Genomic DNA, 987 nt, shown 5'->3' on the forward strand with positions numbered 1-987 from the left:
ACCTTTGATAAGGTAACCATCAATTATAGTATTACTGAGCATAATACCGTTTTTGTCAAAGTAATACCAAGTGCCACTAATTTTTTTCCAATTTACGACAGGCTGGTTATTTTCATAAAAACGCCAGTTTCCTTGTTCTTTCTGCCAACCTTCCTTGATAACTTCCTCTTTTTTTTCCTTTTTGGAAGGATTTTCCTCTTTTACAGCTGGCTCTTTCTTCGCCTCAACTTTAGGAACTTCTTTCTTGGGAGTAGCCTCCTCTTTTTTCTCGACTACATCTGTTGTCTGAGTTTTTTTCGTAACCTGAGATTCTTCAGCGTATACAGTTGTCTTTGCAAATCCTGCCATAGAAAGAACGACAGTACTTGCAAGTAGTATCTTCTTCATTTTATTCTCCTCAGTAGAAAACTATCTACACTATTACTAGTTTATAAAACCTATTGTAACATAGTTAACTAACGGAAATATTACAAATTGATGAAGATTCTATGTCTTGTTGGCGATAAGGAAGACCTAGTTTATCTCAGACTGGCTTTAACTTCTCGACGGAGATCTTCCAAACTACTAATGCCATATTTATCCATGACTTTTGGTAGATTCCAAGCAGACATAAAGATTTGTAAAATTCGTCGTTCCAACTCCAATGGCAGAAGCATCAGCCAGATACATTTCCAAAACAGCTTCGACCGAATCCACTCCCCCATTCCAATGATGGGAAGTTCTGTTGTTTGGGCGACTTGGCGAATGAGTTTGAGGGCTACTGAAAAGATTGCTAGCGTGATCTCCTCCTGTACAACAACCTTCATGGTCTCCAAACGAATAGTACCCAAACGCTTCTTACATGTGAGATTCATGATTTTCTTCCTTAAATTTTAAGGGAACCAGATAAAGAAAAAACTTACTATTGCAAGGTCTCAGTTGGATTAGCACAGAACTCACGCGTACACTTAAAAGCCTCCACTAGAGAGCCCTTCTCCCCCTTTTATC

General features: G+C 38.5%; 2 pseudogenes. Both read right to left on the reverse strand.

Annotated elements, in window-relative coordinates:
- Nucleotides 1-387: pseudogene (locus SORDD16_RS05405) on the reverse strand (glucosaminidase domain-containing protein); the annotation flags it as partial.
- A gap of 131 nt (nucleotides 388-518) precedes the next feature.
- Nucleotides 519-773 (reverse strand): annotated as a pseudogene (locus SORDD16_RS05410) (dihydroorotate dehydrogenase catalytic subunit); the annotation flags it as partial.
- Nucleotides 774-987 lie beyond the last annotated feature (214 nt).

This window comes from Streptococcus oralis (assembly GCF_001578945.1).
Taxonomy (GTDB): Bacteria; Bacillota; Bacilli; order Lactobacillales; family Streptococcaceae; genus Streptococcus; species Streptococcus oralis_Q.